Origin of the sequence: Microbacterium sp. MMO-113, assembly GCF_037148555.1 — a bacterium.
Lineage (GTDB): Bacteria > Actinomycetota > Actinomycetes > Actinomycetales > Microbacteriaceae > Microbacterium.
Map to the genome: position 1 here is coordinate 99,097 of NZ_JBBCTD010000003.1, position 16,768 is coordinate 115,864.

A 16,768-nucleotide genomic window follows, 5' to 3' on the forward strand; every position below is an offset into this window, starting at 1 on the left:
CTTCTTCCCTGCGTGTTCTACGACTTGATGTACGGCTTGCCGCTGGCGGCAGGGCCCCGGATCTGTCCGGCGAACCCGGCGACCGCGAGCAGCGTGACCACGTACGGGAGCATGAGCATGAACTCGCCGGGGATCGGCGTCTTCAGGATCGAGAGCAGGTTCTGCAGGTTCGTCGCGAACCCGAAGAGCAGGGCGGCGAGTGTCGCGCGGATCGGGTCCCAGCGTCCGAAGATCACCGCGGCGAGGGCGATGAAGCCGAGTCCGGCCGTCATCTCCTTGCCGAACTGCGGGACCGAGACGAGGGTGAAGTACGCGCCGCCGATGCCGGCGATCGCGCCCGCCAGCAGCACGTTCCAGAACCGCGTCGGGTTGACCCGAATGCCGACCGTGTCGGCCGCCTGCGGGTGCTCGCCCACCGCGCGGAGGCGCAGGCCCCACTTGGTGCGGTACAGGCCCCACGCGACGACGGCCACGGTGATGAACATGAGGTACACGATGAAGGTCTGGTTGAAGAGCACCGGACCGATGATCGGGATGTCGCTCAGCACCGGGATCTCGATGCGCGAGAAGCGGACCGGGGTGTTCAGCTCGGCCTCGTTCGGGGCGAGGAGCGCGCCGTAGAGGAATCCGGTGAGGCCGGTGACGAGGACGTTGAGCACGACACCGACGATGACCTGCTCGACGAGGTACTTGATCGCGAACGCCGCCAGCACGCTCGCGACGAGCACGCCACCGATCATGGCGCCGATGAGGCCCACGAAGGCGTTGCCCGTGATGCTGGACAGCAGCGCCGCCGAGAACGCGCCGAGGAGCAGCTGCCCCTCGATGGCCACGTTGACGACACCGGCCCGCTCGCCGATGACACCGCCGAGCGCGCCGAACACCAGCGGCACCGAGAGCGACACGGCGCCGAACAGGAGACTCGTGACGGGGACGAGGCCCCCGGCCGCGGCCCAGACGAGGAACGCGAAGACCGCGAGCACGCCATAGGCGACGATGAGCCAGATCGATGGCGCACGGTACGTCCAGGCCCGGAGGAAGGCCCCGACCGTGAGGACGACGAGCACGGCGAAGACCACCCAGAACGTCGGCGCGGTGGGCAGCTCCACGTCGGGGAGCTCGAAGGCCGACGTGCGGTCGCCGAGGCGGAACGTGCTGATACCGCTGCGCGGCACGGCGAGGAAGAGCACTGCCAGCAGCGCGGTGACGACTGCGAGGCTGATCGGCGCCTTGAGGTGGCGCTCCCGGACGGTGGCGAGCTGCACCGTGCCGTCGGCGGCTTCGGTCTGCACGAGCGACATCATGCCGTCACCGCCTTCTTCGCGGCCTTGGCTCTCGCCTTGGCCGCCTTCTCTGCGTCGGACTTGGGGAGGAAGAACACCGTGCGCAGCAGCGGCGGCGCGGCGATGAACAGCACGACGAGCGACTGCACGACGAGCACGATGTCGACGGGGATGTCCTGCGCCTGCATCGAGAACGAGCCCGCCTTGAGGGCACCGAACAGGATTCCGGCCGCGAACGTCCCCCACGCGCGGCTGCGTCCGAGGAGGGCGACCGTGATGGCGTCGAAGCCGATGCCGGCGTCGATGGTCTCGGTGACCCCGGTGGTGACGGCGCCCTGGAGCTGGTTCATCCCGGCGAGGCCGGCGAGGGCACCCGCGAAGAGCATCGCGTAGACGTAGACGCGCTTGACGCTGATGCCCGCGGCGCGCGCGGCGTGCGGGTTCTCCCCCACCGCGCGCATGCGCATGCCCAGCGAGGAGCGCTCGATGAGCCACCACACGAACACCGTCGCGATGACCACGATGACGAAGCCGAGGTCGAGGAGCGGGAACTGCGGGCCGAGCAGGGTCGGGAACTGCGCGCTCTCCGGCGTTGCCGAGCCCAGCGCCTGGTTGGTCCCCGGCTTCTGCAGGAGCCCGGGCGTGCGGATCATCCACAGCAGCAGGTAGTACGCGATGTAGTTGAGCATGATCGTGAGGATCACCTCGTGCGCGCCCGTGCGTGCCTTGATGAGACCGGCGATACCGCCCCAGAGCGCCCCGCCGGCGATACCGGCCAGCAGGGTGACAGGCAGGTGGAACCAGATCGGCAGGTCGAGGTTGAACGTCAGCAGGGCCGCGACCGCGACGCCGACGAGCATCTGACCGCGGGCACCGATGTTGAACAGGCCGACGCGGAAGGCGAGGGCGACGCCCAGGCCGGCGGCGATCAGCGGAGCCGCGAAGCCCAGCGTGTTCGTCAGCGGGCGGATCTGCGCGGCGAAGTCTGCGCCACGGGCGTTGAAGATCGCTCCGCGGAACAGCGCCTCGTAGCCGTTGTAGACCGCGTTCCAGGCCGCGACGAACGTGTCGCTCGGCTTGGCGAAGAAGTAGCCGGAGGCCTTCTGCACGTCTTCGTTGGTGAAGGCGATGAGGATGCCGCCGACGATGAGCGCGAGGACGATCGCCAGGATCGTCGTGACCGCGCTGCCGCGGAGGATCTCCTTGAGCACGACGTTCCCGCGCGGGGCCGGGGGCACCTCGTCCGCGAGGCCCGTGCTGGGCGGGAGCTGCTCGGGGGGCAGGCCCTTCGTGACGTCTCCTGCACCGGGTGTCGCGCCGCTCACGCGGTCACCTCCGCATCGGCCGCTCCGGCCATCATGAGTCCGAGTGTCTCCCGGGGCGTGTCACCGGGGACGATGCCGACGATGGTGCCGCGGTACATGACCGCGATCCGGTCGGCGAGGGCGGCGACCTCGTCGAGCTCGGTCGAGACGACGATCACGGGGACGCCCGCGTCGCGCGTCTCGATGATGCGCTTGTGGATGAACTCGATCGAGCCCACGTCGACACCGCGGGTCGGCTGCGCCGCCACGAAGAGCCGCAGCTCCCGGCTCATCTCGCGCGCGATCACGACCTTCTGCTGGTTGCCTCCGGAGAGGGTGCCCGCGGGGGTGTACGGGCCCTGCGTGCGGATGTCGTACTCCGCGATGCGCTCCTTGGCGAAGTCCTCCAGGGCGCCGCGGCGCAGCGTCCCGGCCCGGCTGAAGGCGGGATCGTCTGAGCGGTCGAGGATGAGGTTCTCGGCGACCGAGAATCCGGCGACGAGGCCGTCCTCGGTACGGTCCTCCGGCACGAACCCGACACCCGCGTCGAGGATGCCGCGGACGCTCTTGCCCACGAGCTCGATGCCGTCGAGGATGATGTTCCCCTCGACGCGCGCGGCGAGGCCGACGATGGCCTCGACGAGCTCGGTCTGGCCGTTGCCCTGCACACCGGCGACGGCCAGGACCTCGCCCGGTCGCACGGTGAAGTCGACGTCGTCGACGACGATGGCTCCGGTGGAGGTGAGCACCCGGAGGTTGCGGACCTCCAGACCACCTTCGCCGAGGCGCGGCGCCTCCTTGTGCACGGTCAGCTCGACCGCGCGGCCGACCATGAGCGAGGCCAGCTCGGCGTTGGTGGCGGTCGGCGAGGCCTCCCCCACGACTCGTCCGAGCCGGACGATCGTGATGCGGTCGGCGACCTCGCGCACCTCGCGCAGCTTGTGCGTGATGAAGACGATCGCGGTGCCCTCGTCCCGGAGCTGCCGCATGATGGCCATGAGTTCGTCGGTCTCCTGCGGCGTCAGCACCGCGGTGGGCTCGTCGAAGACGAGGACCCGGGCGTCGCGGGACAGCGCCTTGATGATCTCGACGCGCTGCTGCACGCCCACCGGCAGGTCGCCGACGACGGCGTCCGGATCGATGTCGAACCCGAACCGCGCGGCGACCGTGCGCACGTGCTCGCGTGCCTTCGCGATGTCCAGCGTGCCGAAGCCCTTGGTCTGCTCGTGACCGAGCATGACGTTCTCGGCCACCGTGAACACCGGCACGAGCATGAAGTGCTGGTGCACCATGCCGATGCCGGCGGCCATCGCGTCGCCGGGGCCGCGGAAGTGCTGCACGGCGTCGTCGAGGAGGATCTCGCCCTCGTCGGCCTGATACAGGCCGTAGAGCACGTTCATCAGCGTCGACTTGCCTGCGCCGTTCTCGCCGAGGAGAGCGTGGATCTGACCGGGTTCGACCACGAGATCGATGTGGTCGTTCGCCACGAGGCTGCCGAATCGCTTGGTGATGCCGCGAAGTTCGAGCTTCATATCTGCACCTTATCCAGAAGAGTCACCGAGGAGAATCGTCGCCGCCCACAGTGCGGGGCGAGTGGCAGCCTGCGCCACTCGCCCCGTGCTGGGTACGGCTCCGACTCAGCGGGTGGGAGAGTTCTCGGACTCCACCGTGATGTCACCGGAGATGATCTGCTCCTGCAGGGCGGACAGCTCGTCCATGAGGCCCTCGGGCAGGTCCGCCTCGAAGTCGCCGAAGCCGGAGAGCTTCACGCCCTCGTTCTCGAGCGTGCCGATGTAGGGCTCCGGGTCGAACTCGCCGGCGGCGGCCGCGAGCGTCGCGTCGCGGACGGCCACGTCGATGGCCTTCATGATCGAGACGAGCGTGATGTCGGCGACGCTGGGGTCGGCGACGGCGAGGTCGCTGTCGACACCGAGCATCAGCGTGTCCTTGCCGCTGTCGTTGATCGCCGCCGCGGCGCTCTGGTACACCGGGCCGCCGACGGGGAGGATGACGTCGACACCCTGGTCGAGCACGCCCTGGGCGGTCTGCTTGGCCGTGTCGTTGGCGTCGAAGCCGCCCGTGAAGGAGCCCTTCTGGGTCGCGGCGTCCCAACCGAAGACCTGGACGTCGGCCGACTTGTCCTCGTTGTACTTCTCGACACCGAGCTGGTAGCCGTCCATGAAGACGGCGACCGACGGGATCTGCATGCCGCCGAAGGTGCCGACCTTGTTCACGCCGGCCTCTGCGGACCAGGCGGCCGCCGCGTAGCCGCCGAGGTAGGCGGCCTGGGCGGTGTCGAAGACGAGGGGCTTGATGTTCGGCGCGTCGGTAGTGCCGTCGAAGTCGTTGTCGGCCCAGTCGTCGATGATCGCGTAGTCGATCTCGGGGTTCGCGAGCGCGGACTCGACCGTGGCGGCGGACAGCTTGAAGCCGACCGAGACGATGAGCGAGCAGCCCTCGGAGACGGCGGTCTCGAGGTTCGGCGCGTAGTCGTTGTCGTTGGCGGACTCGAACTCCAGCGGCTTGATGCCGAGCTCGTCGGCGGCGCTGTCCATGCCCTCCTTGGCCGACTGGTTGAACGACTTGTCGTTCCAGCCGCCCGCGTCGGAGATGAGGCAGGGCTTGAAGTCGGAGTCGACGGGAGCGGATCCGCCCTCGGACTCGTCGGTCGGCGCCTGACCGCAGCCGGCAAGAGCGAAGACGACACCGGCGGCGACCGTCGCGCCGAGCAGCTTCTTGGTGGTGGAGATGGTCACGGATGCCTCCCTCAACGAACCCGCGGCCATCGCGGATCGATCAAAGTTACCTAGTGTTTCGACGTTCGTGCACGTCGGCCCCGGGCGGCCGGGCCAATGGTTACAAAGCTGAAATCAACCCTGCCGATGAGCACGAGGCGGTGCTCATCAGAGCACATCGCCCTGTCCGTTGAGTTTCAGCGACTCCACCACGCCCTTGACCCGCTGCGCGTTCTCGACCGTCGTGACCAGGAGCGCGTCGGGGGTGTCGACCACGACGATGTCCTGAACGCCGACGAGGCTGATGACACGGGTGGTCTGGCTCACGAGGATGCCGCTGGCCGCATCGCTGAGCACCCGGGCGCGGGGTCCGAGGACGGCGAGGTCGTTCTTGCGGCCGTTCGTGATGAGCTTCGTCAGCGACGCGAAGTCCCCCACGTCGTCCCAGTCGAAGTGCCCGGGGACGACCGCGAGGCGTCCGCGCCGTGCCGCCGGCTCCGCGACGGCGTAGTCGATCGCGATCTTCTTCAGCCGCGGCCAGATGCGGTCGACGGCGGGCCCGCGGAGCTCCCGGTCGTCCCAGGCCTCGGCGAGCTCGAGCAGGCCGGCGTGCAGCGCGGGCTCATTGGCGGCGAGCTCGTCCAGCAGGACGCTCGCCTTCGCGATGAACATGCCCGCGTTCCACAGGTACGTGCGCTCGGCGAGGTAGGCCCTGGCCGTCTCCAGATCCGGCTTCTCCACGAAGCTCTCGACGAGGGCCGCCTCACGGGCGCGCTCCACGACCAGCTCCGGACCCTTCTTGATGTAGCCGAAGCCGACCGCCGGCTCCGTGGGCGCGATGCCGATCGTGCAGATGTACCCCTCCCTCGCGACCTCGACCGCGTCGCGGACGGCGAACTCGAAGACCCGTGTGCCCCGGATGACGTGATCGGCACTGAACGAGCCGATGATCACGTCCGGGTTGCGCCGGTGCAGCACGGCCGCCGCCAGCCCGATCGCCGCCGCGGATTCGCGGGGCTCCGACTCCAGGAAGACGTTGAGGTCGGCGATACCGGGCAGCTCCGCCTCCACAGCCGCACGGTGGGCGCGACCGGTGACCACCGCGATCCGGTCCGGTCCGGCGAGCGGCTCCAGGCGGTCCCACGTATCGCGCAGCAGCGAATGGCCGGACCCGGTGAGGTCGTGCAGGAACTTCGGGGCGTCCGCCCGGGACAGCGGCCACAGCCGACTGCCGATGCCGCCGGCAGGGATGACCGCGTAGAAGTCTTCGATCGGCTCGCTCATGCAGGCCAGCGTACCGGCGGCGCTATCGTCGACCCATGAGCCGGTCCCGCAGACCCCCGATCGCCCACGTCCGCCGCCTCGCCGCCGCCGTCGTCGCCGGCGTCCTGGCCGTCCTCGTCCTCACTCCCGCCGTCGCCTCCGCGGCCGGCGGACCCGCAGGTGACGTGTTCGCGCGGACGAACGCCCAGCGGACCGCTGCCGGGCTGCCCGCACTGGTGTCCGATCCCGGCCTCGATGCTGCCGCCGCGGAGTGGGCGCGTCAGCTGGCGTCGTCGTGCACCTTCGAGCACAGCTCCTCCGCCTGGCGCAGCGCCCGCGTCGCCGCCTTCGGCTGGACGGCGAGCGGGGAGAACATCGCGGCCGGACAGCCGGACGCCGCCGCGGTCGTCTCGAGCTGGATGGCGTCGCCCGGTCACAAGGCCAACATCCTCGACCGCCGCTACACCGGACTGGGAGTCGGCTACGCCACCGGCTCCTGCTACCGCACCTACTGGGTGCAGATCTTCGGCGTCGGCTCGCCGGTGAAGACCCTGCCCGGAGGTGCCGGCGATCTCAACGGCGATCGGTCGGCCGATGTGCTGGCTCGGACCACCTCCGGAGACCTCCGCCTCTATCCCGGCACCGGGACCGGACGATTTGGAACGGCGACCACCGTCCTCCCCGCCTGGGGCGATCGCACCTTCACCCCCCTCGGCGACTTCACGGGGGATCGCATCCCCGACATCGCCCGCGTGGAGGCGGACGGCCGACTGTCGCTCTTCTCCGGCAACGGACGCGGCGGGTTCGCCGCTCCGGTCGCGATCGGTACCGGGTGGTCGCGGTTCAGCCAGCTCATCGGCGGCATGGACTTCGACGGCGACCGCCTCGCGGACGTGATCGCCCGCACGCCGTCCGGGGAGCTTCTCCTCTACCGGGGGAACGGCCGCGGCGGGTGGCTCTCCGGCGGCGCGCGCATCGGCTCCGGATGGCAGAACTTCACGGCGGTCTTCAGCCCCGGCGACTTCACCGGCGACTCCCGCAGCGACCTCATCGGCCGCCGCGCAGACGGCACGCTCTGGCTCTACGCCACCACGGGCAAGGGCACCTGGGCCGCCGGGCGACAGATCGGGAAGGGATGGGGATCGTTCACGGCCCTGGCCGGAGCCGGCGACTTCGACGGCAACGGCACCCAGGACGTCCTCGCCAGGAACGCCTCGGGCGCGCTCCTGCTGTACGGAGGCACCGGGCGGGGCGGATTCCTCCCGGCGCGGTCGGCGGGGAGCGGATGGAACGGCATCGCGCAGCTCGGCTGACCACGCGCCGGGCTTAGGGTTGCCTTCGTCGCCCGGGGCGTCCGCGCGGGAATAGGATGGACACCGATCGGGCGTGCCTGACCCTCCTCCAGGCCAGATGTGGACGAAGCAGCGCACGCGACCGAAACACATCGATCCAGGGAGGACGACCGTGTCCACAAGCGCTCGCTTGACACCGTCGATTTCGGAAACCACGTCCAAGACCCCCCGCGGCACCCTCTACCGGGGTCGCGAAGGCATGTGGTCGTGGGTGCTTCACCGCATCACCGGAGTCGCCATCTTCTTCTTCCTGTTGGTGCACGTGCTCGACACGGCGCTGATCAGGGTGTCGCCGGAGGCGTACGACGCGGTCATCGGCACATACAAGAACCCGGTCATGGCGATCGGCGAGGTCGTGCTCGTGGCGGGCATCGTGTTCCACGCCATGAACGGCCTGCGCATCATCGCCGTCGACTTCTGGTCGAAGGGCGCCAAGTACCAGCGCCAGCTCTTCTGGGGCGTGCTGCTCGTGTGGGGCATCATCATGGCCGGCTTCGTGCCGCGCCACCTGATGCTCGCGTTCGCCGGCTTCGGAGGAGGACACTGATGACCGCCCAGACCGTCGCCGCCCCCGCCCGTCGCCAGCGCGGGATCAACCTCGAGAAGTGGGGCTGGGTCTTCATGCGCGTCTCGGGCGTCGTGCTCGTCGTGCTGATCTTCGGCCACCTCTTCGTCAACCTCATGGTCGGCGAAGGCATCCACGCCCTCGACTTCGCCTTCATCGCCGGCAAGTTCGCCACGCCGTTCTGGCAGTGGTGGGACGTGCTGATGCTCTGGCTCGCGCTCATCCACGGTGCCAACGGCATGCGGACGATCGTGAACGACTACGTGACCAACCCGACCGCGCGCAAGGCGCTCGTCTGGGCCCTCGGCCTGGCCGCGGGCCTGCTCATCCTCCTCGGCACCCTGGTCGTCTTCACGTTCGACCCGTGCCTGGGTGTGACCGAGTCGAGCACGCTGTGGGAGACCTGCCAGGCGCAGGGCTAGAAGAAGAGGCAAACGAGAAGTGACTACCCAGACGCAGGATTCCGTCGTCCGTGACGGCGTGCACTACCACCAGTTCGACATCGTCATCGTGGGCGCCGGCGGCGCCGGGATGCGGGCAGCCATCGAGGCCGGCCCCGGCGCGAGGACGGCCGTGATCTCCAAGCTGTACCCGACGCGCTCGCACACCGGTGCCGCGCAGGGCGGTATGGCGGCGGCCCTCGCGAACGTCGAGGAGGACTCCTGGGAGTGGCACACCTTCGACACCGTGAAGGGCGGCGACTACCTCGTCGACCAGGACGCGGCGGAGATCCTCGCGAAGGAGGCCATCGACGCGGTCATCGACCTCGAGAACATGGGTCTCCCCTTCAACCGCACCCCCGAGGGCAAGATCGACCAGCGTCGCTTCGGCGGGCACACGGCCGAGCACGGCAAGACCCCGGTCCGACGCGCCTGCTACGCCGCCGACCGCACCGGTCACATGATCCTGCAGACGCTGTTCCAGAACTGCGTCAAGCTCGGCATCAACTTCTTCAACGAGTTCTACGTGCTCGACCTCATCACCGTGAAGGACGCGGCGGGCGCGACGCAGATCGCCGGCGTGGTGGCGTACGACCTCGCCACGGGCGAGCTGCACGTCTTCCAGTCCAAGGCCGTGATCTTCGCGACCGGCGGTTTCGGCAAGATCTTCAAGACCACCTCCAACGCGCACACCCTCACGGGCGACGGCGTCGGCATCGTGTGGCGCAAGGGCCTCCCCCTCGAGGACCTCGAGTTCTTCCAGTTCCACCCGACCGGTCTCGCCGGCCTCGGCATCCTCCTCACCGAGGGCGCCCGCGGTGAGGGTGCGATCCTGCGCAACGCCTCGGGTGAGCGCTTCATGGAGCGATACGCCCCCACCATCAAGGACCTGGCGCCTCGTGACATCGTCGCGCGCTGCATGGTCCAGGAGGTCGCGGAGGGCCGCGGCGCCGGTCCTCACAAGGACTACGTGCTCCTGGACTGCACGCACCTGGGCGCCGAGGTGCTGGAGACCAAGCTCCCCGACATCACGGAGTTCGCCCGCACGTATCTGGGCGTCGACCCGGTCGTCGAGCCGGTCCCCGTGATGCCGACCGCGCACTACGCCATGGGCGGCATCCCCACGAACAACAACGGCGAGGTACTCGCGGACAACGACACCGTCGTCCCGGGCCTCTACGCCGCCGGCGAGTGCGCCTGTGTCTCGGTGCACGGCGCCAACCGTCTCGGCACGAACTCGCTGCTCGACATCAACGTGTTCGGCAAGAGGAGCGGCCGCAACGCCGTCGAGTACGTCAAGACGGCCGAGTTCGTCCCGCTGCCGGAGAACCCCGCCGCCTTCGTCTCCGACATGCTCGAGGGCCTGCGCAACAACCAGGGCACCGAGCGGATCGCGGTCCTCCGCAAGACGCTGCAGGACGAGATGGACAAGGGCGCGCAGGTGTTCCGCACGCACGAGTCTCTGCAGCATGTCCTCGGTGTGATCGCGGAGCTCCGCGAGCGCTACAAGAACGTGCACGTCGACGACAAGGGCCACCGGTTCAACACCGACCTGCTCGAGGCCGTCGAACTGGGCTTCCTGCTCGACATCGCCGAGGTCGTCGTCTACGCCGCGCAGAACCGCGAGGAGAGCCGCGGCGGACACATGCGCGACGACTTCCCGAAGCGTGACGACGAGAACTACATGAAGCACACCATGGCGTACCTCACGGGCGACCCGCACTCCTCCGACCCGAGCGACCACATCAAGCTCGACTGGAAGCCGGTCGTCTTCACCAAGAACGACAAGGGCGAGTTGAACTACCCGCCGATGGAGAGGAAGTACTGAGCATGTCGAACGCCATCGCCGAAGCGCCGGCCGAGACGACCGAAGACACCGGGATCCAGTCCTTCATCGTCACCTTCAACATCCGCCGGTTCGACCCCGAGTTCGACGCCGAGCCGCACTGGGTCGACTACGACGTAGAGCTCTACTCCACCGACCGCGTCCTCGACGCCCTGCACAAGATCAAGTGGGAGGTCGACGGCTCGCTGACCTTCCGTCGCTCCTGCGCGCACGGCATCTGCGGCTCCGACGCCATGCGCATCAACGGCCGCAACCGGCTGGCCTGCAAGACGCTGATCAAGGACCTCGACATCTCGAAGCCGATCTACGTCGAGGCCATCAAGGGCCTGCCGCTGGAGAAGGACCTCGTCGTCGATATGGAGCCGTTCTTCGCGTCGTACCGCGAGGTGCAGCCGTTCCTCGTCGCGAACTCCGTGCCGGAGAAGGGCAAGGAGCGCACGCAGTCCATCGCCGACCGCGAGATCTTCGACGACACCACCAAGTGCATCCTCTGCGCCGCGTGCACCTCGTCGTGCCCCGTGTTCTGGACCGACGGTCAGTACTTCGGCCCGGCCGCGATCGTCAACGCGCACCGCTTCATCTTCGACTCGCGCGACGACAACGCCGCCGTGCGGCTCGACATCCTCAACGACAAGGAGGGCGTCTGGCGCTGCCGCACGACCTTCAACTGCTCCGAGGCCTGCCCCCGTGGCATCGAGGTCACCAAGGCCATCGCCGAGGTGAAGCAGGCGGTCCTCCGCGGCCGTCCCTGACGCGCCGACACAGGCATTCACGCGAGAACAGGCGGTCCCGGACGGGGCCGCCTGTTCTCGCATCTGCGCCTGTTCTCGCGGAGGCAGGCCGGGCGCGCGAAGGCAGGGCCCGCGCTTGGGTAGGGTGGGGGCGTGTCCGAGCCCGGTTCGGCGACCGACGGTCGCCTCGATGCCGCGGTCGAGCGCGCGACCGCGCTGACCCGGCGCACCCTCGGCCTCTTCCCGGTGCGGGTGTGGCGGCACTTCCTGCAGCACAACGGCTTCCTGCTCGCCGCCGGGGTGAGCTACCAGGCGCTGTTCGCCATCTTCGCCGCGATCTACCTCGCGTTCGCCATCGCCGGCCTCTGGCTCGGCGGCAGCGAGGAGGCCGTGAACGGCCTCATCGGCATCATCAACAACTACATCCCGAATCTCATCCTCGACGAGGGCGGCGTCTTCACCCCCGCGCAGGTGCAGGAGATCGCATCGAACACCAGCGGGTTCCTCGGCATCACCGGTCTCATCGCCCTCGGCACGGTGATCTGGACCGCGATCGGCTGGGTGACCTTCTCCCGGCGGGCCGTGCGCGACATCTTCGGCCTCGAACCCGACCGGCGCAGCTACCTCCTCCTCAAGGCGCGCGACCTGCTCGCCGCTCTCATCTTCGGAGTCGCTCTCATCGTCGGCTCCGCCCTGAGCTCGGCCAGCGCAGCGGTCCTCAGCTGGGTGCTGTCGCTGCTGGGCTGGGACGCCGGCTCCGAGGGCCTCAACATCAGCATCCGGATCGGCACCGTCCTGGTGTCGTTCGTCCTGCTGACGGGAGCGCTGGCGGCGATGGTGCGCTTCCTCACCGGCACCTCGCTGCACTGGGGCACCATCTGGCCCGGCGCCCTCCTCGGCGGCGCGGCCATGACGGTGCTGCAGTTCGGGGTCGGGTTCCTGCTGAGCTACACGCCGTCGAACCCGCTGCTGGCGACCTTCGCGATCTTCGTCGGACTGCTGCTGTGGTTCCGGGTGAACGGGGTGGTCATGCTCGTCGCCGCCTCATGGATCGCCGTCGCCGCCCAGGACCGCGACCTCCCGCTCCTGCTGCCGACAGAGGCCGAGCGGCGGGTGGCGGAGCACGCCACGCTGCTCTCCGCCGCACGGATCCGACTGCGCGACGCCCGGGCCGCGCGCGACGAGGCCCCGTGGTACCGGAGCTGGGCCGCCGGGCACGCCGTCCGCGTGGCGGAGGACGAGGTCGCACGGTTGGAGGCCTCCGCTCCCCCGCCCGCACCGCCGACCTCCCCTCTCGCGCAGCGCCTGCTCTCCGAGCTCGACCGCCGTCAGAACCGCGATGTCGGCGGTGCTCGTTAGGCTGGAGGAATGCCTCACCTGCGTATCGCCTCGGTCAACGTCAACGGGATCCGGGCGGCCGCCCGCAACGGGATGAGCACGTGGCTGGACGCCGCGGACATCGACATCCTCACCCTCCAGGAGGTACGCGGGCAGGACGAGCACATCGAGGCCGCCCTCCCCGGCTGGACCTTCGTGCACGACGAGGCCACGGCCAAGGGGCGCGCGGGCGTCGCGATCGCCAGCCGCCTCCCCGCGCTCGCCTCGCGGGCGGACTTCGGCCCGGAGGACTTCGACTCCAAGGGCCGCTGGATCGAGGCCGACTTCCTGATCGGCGACCGTCCGCTCACCGTCGTCAGCGCCTATGTGCACTCCGGCGAGGCCGACACCCCGAAGCAGGACGAGAAGTGGAAGTTCCTCGACGCGTTCGAGGCTCGACTGGCGAGCCTGAACACCGACGGCGCCCTCGCCCTCGTCACCGGCGACCTCAACGTGGGGCACCGAGAGCTCGACATCAAGAACTGGCGCGGCAACCGCACCAAGGCCGGCTTCCTGCCGCGCGAGCGCGCCTACTTTGATCGCTTCCTCGGTGAGGCGGGGACGTCGGTCACCGGCGTCGACGGCTCGGTCGGCACGGGCCTGGGCTGGGTCGACGTCGGACGCCGTTTCCACGGCGAGGTGGACGGGCCCTACACCTGGTGGTCCATGCGCGGGAAGGCCTTCGACAACGACTCGGGCTGGCGCATCGACTACCACCTGGCCACGCCCGCTCTCGCCGAGCGCGTGCAGGCGTATCACGTGGCCCGTGCGGCCGCGTACGACCAGCGCTGGAGCGACCACGCTCCGGTCGTCGTCGACTACACCTACTGACCCGGTTCCGGCCGCTCGGAGGGCGACGGCGGCGACTCCCGGTACCATCCGCGGTACTCCAGCACGGTGCCGAGCACCGGGTTCACGGCGCGCATGTCGATCGTGCGCCGGCGGTGCTCGGCGTCCCAGCCGTCGACGAGGTCCACGCACACGCCGAGCGGTCTCGGCAGAGCGAACCGCCGCCCGAACAGCCGCAGGGCGACCCGGACGGTGCGCATCCGCAGGAAGCCCTCCGCCGTCACACTGCACTCCTCGATGAGCTCCACGCGGCCGCGGGCGCCGAGGAGATTCCGCACCAGCCCCGGCCGCACGCTCACCGTCAGCCGGTCCACGATCCGTGCGGTCCGCCCGGGGAAGAGGAACTCGCGCGTGGAGTCCAGCGTCGCGCGGCCCGTCGCCGCGCGCCCGGTCGTCGTGCGCAGCACGAACGGCACGTCCCGCCCTGATGTCGGCACCAGCAGGCCCGGTCCCACGATCGGACGCGCGAGGGCCGCCCAGTGGCCGAACCGGCTCCCCGCGACCGCGAACACCCCCTCCGCATGCCCCGTCGAGACGGGAGCACGGTACTGCGCGAGGATCTCTGGATGGAGACGCTCCGCCTCCGCGCCGAGCGCGTCGAGGAACACCTGTCCGCGTCTCAGGGGCATGCCGTCCGTCATGACGTCAGCGTAGGGGATGCGACGGCGCCGGGCACCGCGGCGCGGGCGCATAGGATTGACGGGTGAACAAGCCTCGCCTCTACTCCGGAATGCAGCCCTCCGCCGACTCCCTCCAGATCGGCAACTACATCGGCGCGCTCCTGCAGTGGCGGGAGCTCCAGACCTCGTACGACGCGTTCTTCTCCGTCGTCGACCTGCACGCCCTCACGGTCGCCCAGAACCCGGACGAACTGCGCGAGAAGACCCGTCGCACCGCTGCGCAGTACATCGCCGCGGGCATCGAGCCGTCGCAGTCGACGCTGTACGTGCAGTCGCACGTCCGTGCGCACGCCGAACTCGCCTGGATCCTCAGCACGATCACCGGCTTCGGCGAGGCCGGACGGATGACCCAGTTCAAGGACAAGTCGGCCCGCTACGGCGCCGACGCGACCAGCGTCGGCCTCTTCACCTACCCGGTGCTCATGGCGGCCGACATCCTGCTGTACCAGACCGATGTCGTGCCGGTCGGCGACGACCAGAAGCAGCACGTCGAGCTCACCCGCGACCTCGCAGAGCGCTTCAACTCGCGGTTCGGCGAGACCTTCACGGTGCCCGTCCCGGTCATCCAGAAGGAGACGGCGCGCATCTACGACCTGCAGAACCCGACGGCCAAGATGTCGAAGTCGGCCGAGAGCGACGCCGGCGTGCTGTGGATGCTCGACGACCCGGCGAAGTCGGCGAAGAAGATCATGCGCGCGGTGACCGACAACGAGGGCACCGTACGGTTCGATCGCGAGGCCAAGCCGGGCGTCTCGAACCTCCTGACCATCTACGCCGCGCTGACCGGACGTCAGATCCCCGCGATCGAGGACGAGTACGCGGGCCGCGGCTACGGCGACTTCAAGAAGGGCCTCGCCGAGGTCGTCGTCGAGGAGTTCGCTCCGGTGCGCAGCCGCGCCCTCGAGCTCCTCGACGACCCGGCAGAGCTGGACCGGATCCTCGCCGAGAACGCCGCCCGCGCCGACGCCGTGGCCGACCGCACGCTGTCCGACGTGTACGACCGCGTCGGACTGCTGCGCCGAGTGTGAGCCGCGGCCGACTCTAGGATGACATCGTGACCGATCCGCAGCTGCCCCCTCCGCCCGGCACCGTGCCGCCCCTGCCTCCGGCGACCTCGGTCCCGCAGGAGCCGGCGCCCGGCGCGATCCCGCCGCCCGCGTATCCGTCGGCGCCGCCGGCCGCTCCGGCACCGTACCAACCCGCCGGCGGGTACGGTCAGCCGGCACCCCCTGCCGCGCCGCCCGGGGCGTATCAGGTGCCTGTGGGCGGCTACGCGACACCGTCCGGCTCCTACACCGCACCGGATGCCGCGCCGAAGCCCTCAGGGTTCCTCGGCCTGCTGGCTCTGGGCCTCTCGATCCTCGCGGCCGTGGTCATGCCGATCATCGGCGGCGTCAGCGCGTTCGAGGTGGGCCGCCGCATCCCGCAGGGCATCAGCGGCTCCACGGGAGATCTCGGGTTCCTGTCCCCCGCGCGTGATCAGGTGCTGTGGACGGAGCTGTCCTTCTGGGCCGGGACGGTGCTCGGCATCGCCGCGATCGTGCTGGGGATCATCGCGATCCGCAGGAAGCAGGGGCGCGGAGCGGGCATCGCCGCGCTCATCGTCGCCGTCCTCGGCGCGATCATCTTCTTCGTCGCCGTCTTCACCGCTTTCGCCGTCGGCGGCGCGACGGGGTACGCCGCCTTCACGACCTGACGCGCGGCGCGCGCCGGAACCTCAGCGAGGGGCGTGGTGCTTCTGCTGCGCGGCGAGCAGCCCTTCGTCGACGAGGAGCTCGACCGCATCCGCCGCGTCCCCCACGAGCAGCGGCAAGTTGGCGCGCTCGTCCTTGCCGAACGGGGAGAGCACCCAGTCGGCGGGGTCCTGACGCCCCACCGGGCGACCGATGCCGACGCGCACCCGGGGGAAGTCCGGGCTCGTGAGCGCTCGTGCGATGTCGCGGACGCCATTGTGGCCGCCGTGGCCTCCCCCGGTCTTGAGCTTGACCGTGTCGAACGGGATGTCCAGCTCGTCGTGCACGACGACGACGTGATCGAGGGGGACGGAGTAGAACCGGGCGAGCGCCGCGACGGGCGTGCCCGAGACGTTCATGAACGTGTTCGGCTTCGCGAGCACGAGCTTGTCGGCGCCGGGGCGGAGCCAGGTCTCCACGACACGCGCGCCGCCCTTGTGCTCCCGGAAGCTCTCGCCGCGCCGAGCCGCGAGCTCGTCGACGACCATCTGGCCGATGTTGTGGCGGGTCGCCTCATAGCGGGGCCCGGGGTTGCCGAGACCGACCACAAGCCAGGTCGCTGCCATTCCTCGTCCTCTCTCGCCGGAGCCGTCACCCCGGTCAGGATACG

At 69.6% G+C, this 16,768-nt stretch carries 16 protein-coding genes; 9 read left to right on the plus strand and 7 right to left on the minus strand.

The features are described from left to right. Positions 1–17: 17 nt before the first annotated feature. From WFJ36_RS11035 to WFJ36_RS11055, 5 genes are all read right to left on the minus strand, one after another. Entirely contained in the window at positions 18–1,301 is a 1,284-nt protein-coding gene (locus WFJ36_RS11035; protein WP_082749974.1) for an ABC transporter permease, read from the minus strand. Then, positions 1,301–2,608: an ABC transporter permease gene (locus tag WFJ36_RS11040; protein WP_292789986.1), complete on the minus strand. Its 1,308-nt coding sequence runs from the start codon at positions 2,606–2,608 to the stop codon at positions 1,301–1,303. The genes WFJ36_RS11035 and WFJ36_RS11040 overlap by 1 nt, the downstream gene beginning before the upstream one ends. Next, the gene (locus WFJ36_RS11045) at positions 2,605–4,119 is read right to left on the minus strand and encodes an ABC transporter ATP-binding protein (RefSeq protein WP_292789988.1); all 1,515 of its coding nucleotides are present in this window, start codon (positions 4,117–4,119) and stop codon (positions 2,605–2,607) included. Before WFJ36_RS11045 ends, WFJ36_RS11040 begins: the two co-directional genes overlap by 4 nt. A 105-nt stretch (positions 4,120–4,224) precedes the next feature. After that, positions 4,225–5,343: a BMP family lipoprotein gene (locus WFJ36_RS11050; protein ID WP_071329658.1), complete on the minus strand. Its 1,119-nt coding sequence runs from the start codon at positions 5,341–5,343 to the stop codon at positions 4,225–4,227. Between the two features lie 147 nt (positions 5,344–5,490). After that, the gene (locus WFJ36_RS11055; protein ID WP_292789991.1) at positions 5,491–6,606 is read right to left on the minus strand and encodes a mannose-1-phosphate guanylyltransferase; all 1,116 of its coding nucleotides are present in this window, start codon (positions 6,604–6,606) and stop codon (positions 5,491–5,493) included. Positions 6,607–6,641: 35 nt separating this feature from the next. Here WFJ36_RS11055 and WFJ36_RS11060 point away from each other — a divergent pair, with 35 nt between their 5' ends. From WFJ36_RS11060 to WFJ36_RS11090, 7 genes are all read left to right on the plus strand, one after another. After that, positions 6,642–7,898, plus strand: coding sequence for an FG-GAP-like repeat-containing protein (locus WFJ36_RS11060; protein ID WP_336643295.1), 1,257 nt, complete (start codon positions 6,642–6,644; stop codon positions 7,896–7,898). 151 nt (positions 7,899–8,049) lie between these two features. After that, positions 8,050–8,484, plus strand: coding sequence for a succinate dehydrogenase, cytochrome b556 subunit (gene sdhC / locus WFJ36_RS11065; protein ID WP_082758508.1), 435 nt, complete (start codon positions 8,050–8,052; stop codon positions 8,482–8,484). Further along, positions 8,484–8,924, plus strand: a complete 441-nt coding sequence (locus tag WFJ36_RS11070) for a succinate dehydrogenase hydrophobic membrane anchor subunit (RefSeq protein WP_060921490.1) — start codon at positions 8,484–8,486, stop codon at positions 8,922–8,924. Before sdhC ends, WFJ36_RS11070 begins: the two co-directional genes overlap by 1 nt. A 19-nt stretch (positions 8,925–8,943) precedes the next feature. Next, positions 8,944–10,770: a succinate dehydrogenase flavoprotein subunit gene (gene sdhA / locus WFJ36_RS11075; RefSeq protein WP_071329654.1), complete on the plus strand. Its 1,827-nt coding sequence runs from the start codon at positions 8,944–8,946 to the stop codon at positions 10,768–10,770. A gap of 2 nt (positions 10,771–10,772) precedes the next feature. Continuing rightward, entirely contained in the window at positions 10,773–11,540 is a 768-nt protein-coding gene (locus WFJ36_RS11080; protein WP_292790000.1) for a succinate dehydrogenase iron-sulfur subunit, read from the plus strand. Positions 11,541–11,672: 132 nt separating this feature from the next. Continuing rightward, positions 11,673–12,878: a YihY/virulence factor BrkB family protein gene (locus tag WFJ36_RS11085; protein ID WP_336643296.1), complete on the plus strand. Its 1,206-nt coding sequence runs from the start codon at positions 11,673–11,675 to the stop codon at positions 12,876–12,878. 9 nt (positions 12,879–12,887) lie between these two features. After that, positions 12,888–13,727 carry an exodeoxyribonuclease III gene (locus WFJ36_RS11090; protein WP_025105653.1) on the plus strand — a complete coding sequence of 280 codons (840 nt, stop codon included), beginning with the start codon at positions 12,888–12,890 and terminating at the stop codon, positions 13,725–13,727. Here WFJ36_RS11090 and WFJ36_RS11095 read toward each other — a convergent pair. Continuing rightward, entirely contained in the window at positions 13,721–14,386 is a 666-nt protein-coding gene (locus WFJ36_RS11095) for a DUF4166 domain-containing protein (protein ID WP_292790006.1), read from the minus strand. The genes WFJ36_RS11090 and WFJ36_RS11095 overlap by 7 nt on opposite strands. Positions 14,387–14,448: 62 nt before the next feature. Here WFJ36_RS11095 and trpS point away from each other — a divergent pair, with 62 nt between their 5' ends. Together trpS and WFJ36_RS11105 are read left to right on the plus strand one after the other, a co-directional pair. Beyond that, positions 14,449–15,453 (plus strand): tryptophan--tRNA ligase, encoded by a 1,005-nt coding sequence (gene trpS, locus WFJ36_RS11100; RefSeq protein WP_336643297.1) that lies wholly within the window; start codon positions 14,449–14,451, stop codon positions 15,451–15,453. Positions 15,454–15,479: 26 nt separating this feature from the next. Beyond that, positions 15,480–16,121 (plus strand): hypothetical protein, encoded by a 642-nt coding sequence (locus WFJ36_RS11105; protein WP_292790010.1) that lies wholly within the window; start codon positions 15,480–15,482, stop codon positions 16,119–16,121. 21 nt (positions 16,122–16,142) lie between these two features. Here WFJ36_RS11105 and pth read toward each other — a convergent pair whose 3' ends face one another. After that, entirely contained in the window at positions 16,143–16,724 is a 582-nt protein-coding gene (pth, locus tag WFJ36_RS11110; RefSeq protein ID WP_025105649.1) for an aminoacyl-tRNA hydrolase, read from the minus strand. Between the last annotated feature and the right edge of the window lie 44 nt (positions 16,725–16,768).